We start from the raw sequence: 5,162 nt of genomic DNA on the forward strand, positions 1-5,162 counted from the left end.
TCTGTTTCTGGGCTCTGATTCCTTCGCCATGGCAACCATAAAATCGAGATGCTGCAACAGGACCTGAACGCCTTTGAACGCGTAAGCAAATCTACCGATTATTGAGATCCGTCTCATTAGTAGAGTACATCCTACCAGCCACCAGATGGAGAAGTCTGCTGGCTGGTTTTTTCGCTATTCCCCTGCCAGGGAGGAACGGTAGGAAGCCAGCAGATTACGTATATTGTACATCATACAAGCAGGACTATGGAAACGATAGGTATACCGCGGGTCGAACTCGAAACATTCGCGGCAGAGGAGTACAAGATACCCTTGTGGCAGGTGGAGCATTATCCGGTTCATTCCAGCTATTTCATCGTTGAAAATCGTGACGAATATCCGGTCAAGGATTATATCTCCCCCCACCGCAGGAAATTTTACAAGATCTTCCACATGACCTCGGGCACCGGTACGCTTACCATTGGACTGCATCGCTATGCGATGGGACCGGATGAAATCGCTTTTGTTCATCCCGACGAGATTATGTCCTGGCAAACGACCTCCGAGGAAACGGGCGGGCATTTCTGTCTGATTCACCCGGATTATTTCGGCCACGACGCGGACCATGTTCTACAACTCCTGAGACAGTTTTCCTATTTCCAGGCCGACCAGGCCGTTGTCCAGTTGGAGGATCGTCAATCGTTGGTGATTGATAACTGCTTTGCGACCATGCTTACTGAAGATCGGGCCGATGCAGAGGATAAAAAACAGGCCATCCTGTTACAGTTACAACTCGTGTTACTGGAAAGTAAGCGGGCCGGAAAAAACAGGGCTCAAAGGCCCGTTTCAGACAGCTATGGCTACATTTACCGCTTTCTAGCTTTGCTGGAATCTTCCTTCCAGGTACAGAGCCCTGACGATTCGGTACAATTGAAAACCGCCGCCGAGTTCGCGGAGCAGTTGCACGTTCATCCCAATTATTTAAATGCCCTGATTAAAAACCATACGGGCAAAACGCTGCGGGAACATATCCAGGACCGTCTGCTGCACGAAGCAAAAGCCCTGCTGGTACAAACGGATTGGGATATCAACCAGATCAGCGACGGGCTCGGTTTTTCGGGGCAGGCGGCTTTTACTGCCTTTTTCCGTAAGAAGGTCAATGTTTCTCCATCACTGTTTCGCAAAAATAGTTTACGGGCCAATCAACCTCTACTGCAAATCATCCCCTAGTAAGGGATGATCCGTTTACTAGCGTACCCGGAAACGCTTGTAAGCCAGTGTACTATATCCTCGATTCGGCTACAAAGAGTCTGACTTCGGCTACAAAGCCCGTTCTGAGAAGGCTGAGCTTTGCTGCATCACTTCGTTCTTTATCACATGCAGTCAAATCAATCAGCAATCGTACCGTCAGAGGTATCCGTTCAATCGAAAGTTGCACTCGTAACCGGTGCTAATCAGGGAGTGGGTTTTCAAATTGCCAAAGCATTAACCGCAAATGGCTACGTGGTTTATGTAGGTTCACGTAACCTGGAAAATGGACAGGCCGCAACAAAAGACATCGGCGGTCAGGCCCGGGCGATTCAGTTAGACGTTACCGTTCCGTCGTCCATTCAGGCCGCTGCGGAGCAGGTGCAAAAGGAGTCTGGCTATCTTGAACCTTTTGGTCAATAACGCCGCGATCTCCCACGCCGGTAAGCCAGGCCGTCCCCTCGAAGAGGTTATGCAGGCGAACCGGGCCAGCGTGGCTTCGCTTGAGGAAATGCGTAGTGTCTGGGAAACCAATGTTTTCGGAGTCCTTGCGGTTACGCAGGCTTTTTTACCACTGCTCCGCCAGTCAAAGGCAGCACGTATTGTCAATGTTTCGAGTGCCCTGGGTTCGCTGACTCTGAATTCGGATCCTTCCTGGCCTTATTACGGATCATTCGAAGTGATATATGGAGCATCCAAAACGGCCCTTAATGCCATTACTTTATCGCTGGCCATCGAACTGAAAGAGGCTAAGATTAATGTTCGTGCGGTCAGTCCGGGTTTTACCGCTACGGCCCTCAATAACTTTCAGGGGACGGATACGGTGGAAGAAGGATCGCGTGAGCCCATCCGGGTTGTTCTGGATGAAGAGGGCCCCTCCGGCGTATTTACTGGTCCCGGCGAAGCAATGGTACCCTGGTAAAATCTTTATACTGCTTGTGGCCAACAATCGTTGGACACAAGCAGTAATCCTAGTCTATGAAAAACGACGAAAAAACTCATTCGGATCAATTGCATATCACAGGTCCATCAGGTATTTGGTTTGCCCAAGCCGCAACATCCACTGATTAGCGTGATGAATTTTACGCTTGGCAATACTCCTGATCTCGCCAAACTGCCGGCCTACGATGTGCTGGATTTTTATAAAGTAACTTTTATTACAAAACTAAGCGGTCGGTTGCGTTATGGTCAGGGCCATTACGATTACGACGAGGGCAGTATGTTGTTTGTGGCCCCTAACCAGCTCGTAGGTAGTGGCAATTACGCGGAAAATGCGGAGGGTTATATTTTGCTCATCCATCCCGATTTTTTCCTGGGTCATCCATTAGCCCATAAAATGAAGCAATACGGCTACTTCTCGTACACGGCCAATGAGGCCCTGCATCTGTCAGACAGCGAAAGAGAAGTGATTTTAGCTGTGTACCAAATCATAGAAAAAGAACTGAGTAGCCGCATGGATGAGTTCAGCCAGGATATTGTTATCGCCCAGGTTGAACTAATGCTCAGCTACGCCAACCGCTTTTACCGGCGGCAGTTTATTACGCGTAAATCGGTAAACCATGACGTACTACAACGGGTAGAAGCGATTCTGGATGAATATTTCAAAACGGGCCTGTCCTTGCACCAGGGAGTGCCTACGGTACGGTTTCTTTCTGAACATCTGCACATTTCCCCGGGGTATCTGAGCGATCTGCTGCGTTCACTGATTGGCCAGAATACTCAACAGTACATCCGCTATAAACTAATTGAAAAGGCCAAAGAAAAGCTTTCTACTACCAACTTGAACGTCAGTGAGATTGCTTACGAACTTGGCTTTGAGCACGCTCAATCTTTCAGTAAGTTGTTTAAAAACAAAACCAACCTTTCCCCACTGGAATTCAGGGCAAGTTTCAACTAACGCAGGTTGGGCATAACCTGAAAGTTGAACCTTAATTAGATTCGTCAGCCGACTCTTTTTGCCTCTGCTGTAACACTGCGGCCAGCTGCCGGATTAGGTTAGGTGTGGCTCCATCTCATCGGTGTTAAAAGTCGATCGTTGATGTAAAAGGCTGGTCTGCTGTCACCGTGTACGATCAATTTGTACCGCGTACGGTCGGGTGCTACGGTAGTATGGTGTTCAAATTAGTTTCATCGACGGACTGGTTTACTTTCCAAAAAGGAACGGCGGTTGAGTGACTAACCAGCCGACGGTCCGTTGATCGATTGAAGAAAAACCAGCAGGCAACGCCACTGACCAGTGCAATTGTCAAGGTGTAAAGTAACCCGCTTTTGTTCAGCTGGTTGGCTCGTCTGGGTATCGGTAGCGAGCCTGAGGGGTTTGCAGGTGCCGCTACCGAGGCATGTAGTACGTAGCCTTTTTTAGGAATCGTTTCAATGATCGTTCTGCTGGTATCCTGTAACACTTTTCGAAGGTGGGACACGGATTGCGTTAACGCTTCATCGGCCCCGCCATAGTCATTCCAGATGGTTTTAACCAGCATCTCCCGCGTTACCAGCTGATCGGCATGTTCAGCCAATATGCACAACAGAGTCATCACCCGGGTTTCTAAGCGAACTTCTTCTTCCTGCGTTAAATCTTTAACGACATGCCTGGTTGGGTCAACCAGGTATTTTCCGTTTAGTATGAAGCGTTCAGTCGTCATGCAGAGCTATGTTGGGCACTGAAAGTACGAATAAAACCACCGGCTTTTTGAAGTCCAGGAAATCTAAGGCTTTTCCAAAGCTTTTCTATAGCCATTAACTGTGACAGCATCCTCAGCTTTGTTACCGGCTTGCACCACACAAAAGCCGCTGAACCGACGATGCGACACTTGAACAGAGTAATGGGGTTAGGTTTTTTCTTACTAAGCTTTACGACGGCTTTATACGCTCAGGATCAGCCGTCAGTGAAACTGGATAAGCCGCTAAAAAGCGTAGTGATTGATAGCGTAGTTCAGGCTTTATGCCGTTACTACGTTTATCCGGACCTGGCTGTAGCAATGGGAGCTCACCTAAAAAGTCAAATGAACCAGGGCGTTTACAACACGATCACTGATCCGCACCGCTTGGCCCAGTGGCTCAGCCAAGAGGTACTAAAGATCCACCCCGATAAGCATCTGTCCATCCGGTATGATCCGGCTCTTGAAAAACGAATCCACGCGTTTAATCAAGATCCACACGTAAACCGGAACGCGAATCCGGGGGAGCAACGGCGAAATTTCTTTTTCAAACAGGCGGCAATTCTGCCGGGCAACCTGGGGTATATAGATTTTACCAATTTTGCAGATACCAGCACACTGGCCAGAAATACCGTAAGAGCAGCCCTGCAGTTTGTTGCTTACACCGATGCATTAGTGATTGACCTGAGAAATAATGGCGGGGGAAATGCAGTGATGGCGAGTGAGATGATTCGTTACTTTTTAATGCACCCACTTTGTTAGGACGGAGCTACAGTCGAATAACGAACACATGGACTGAATCCTGGGCAACCCCTGACGCCGCGGTTACGCATGGCCTGTATATAGGCATGCCTCTATTTCTGTTAACCAGCAAACGTACCTTCTCGGCCGCGGAAGGACTGACCTACACCTTACAACAACTACGTAAAGCCACGGTGGTGGGCGATACAACCCAGGGCGGGGCTCATTTGACGCGAAGTTTTGCGTTGGGAAATGGCTTTGTGGGTTTTATTCCGTACAGTCGCGGGGAACATGTGTTGACGAAAACGGATTGGGAGCAGGTGGGTGTAGTGCCTGATGTAGTTACGGATGAAGAACAAGCACTTACCAAGGCCCAGCAACACTACTGGTTAAGCAGGCTACGGACTGCCGCCAGTGAAGAAGAACAAAGGAAAATCCGTTGGCAGTTAAACCGGTTACGAGCAGAGCTTTTTCCTGTATCATTGCCTGTGCCTGTATTGAGTCGATACGTTGGGCAATTTGAGGAATTTGTCTTTA

The 5,162-nt window shown here is 48.7% G+C and carries 7 protein-coding genes; 6 read left to right on the forward strand and 1 reads right to left on the reverse strand.

Annotated features, from left to right (window positions below; genetic code table 11):
- The first annotated feature begins 246 nt into the window (after positions 1 to 246).
- The 4 genes from BWI97_RS25970 to BWI97_RS25980 all read left to right on the forward strand — a co-directional run bounded on the left by BWI97_RS25970 (position 247) and on the right by BWI97_RS25980 (position 3,124).
- Positions 247 to 1,209, forward strand: a complete 963-nt coding sequence (locus tag BWI97_RS25970) for an AraC family transcriptional regulator (protein WP_094816548.1) — start codon at positions 247 to 249, stop codon at positions 1,207 to 1,209.
- 147 nt (positions 1,210 to 1,356) lie between these two features.
- Entirely contained in the window at positions 1,357 to 1,650 is a 294-nt protein-coding gene (locus tag BWI97_RS29085; protein ID WP_255403239.1) for an SDR family NAD(P)-dependent oxidoreductase, read from the forward strand.
- Positions 1,640 to 2,149 carry an SDR family NAD(P)-dependent oxidoreductase gene (locus BWI97_RS29090; protein ID WP_255403240.1) on the forward strand — a complete coding sequence of 170 codons (510 nt, stop codon included), beginning with the start codon at positions 1,640 to 1,642 and terminating at the stop codon, positions 2,147 to 2,149. Before BWI97_RS29085 ends, BWI97_RS29090 begins: the two co-directional genes overlap by 11 nt.
- A 153-nt stretch (positions 2,150 to 2,302) precedes the next feature.
- Positions 2,303 to 3,124 (forward strand): AraC family transcriptional regulator, encoded by an 822-nt coding sequence (locus BWI97_RS25980; RefSeq protein ID WP_102203390.1) that lies wholly within the window; start codon positions 2,303 to 2,305, stop codon positions 3,122 to 3,124.
- A 202-nt stretch (positions 3,125 to 3,326) separates the two neighbouring features.
- On the opposite strand, the gene BWI97_RS25985 is transcribed toward BWI97_RS25980, so the two are convergent.
- Entirely contained in the window at positions 3,327 to 3,869 is a 543-nt protein-coding gene (locus BWI97_RS25985; protein WP_102203391.1) for a winged helix-turn-helix domain-containing protein, read from the reverse strand.
- A 159-nt stretch (positions 3,870 to 4,028) separates the two neighbouring features.
- Here BWI97_RS25985 and BWI97_RS29095 point away from each other — a divergent pair, with 159 nt between their 5' ends.
- Positions 4,029 to 4,646, forward strand: coding sequence for a S41 family peptidase (locus BWI97_RS29095; RefSeq protein WP_102203392.1), 618 nt, complete (start codon positions 4,029 to 4,031; stop codon positions 4,644 to 4,646).
- Between the two features lie 86 nt (positions 4,647 to 4,732).
- Positions 4,733 to 5,162: S41 family peptidase (locus BWI97_RS29100; RefSeq protein ID WP_255403242.1), on the forward strand; the 430-nt coding region annotated here is incomplete at its 3' end.

This window comes from Siphonobacter sp. BAB-5405 (assembly GCF_002872335.1).
GTDB lineage: Bacteria > Bacteroidota > Bacteroidia > Cytophagales > Spirosomataceae > Siphonobacter.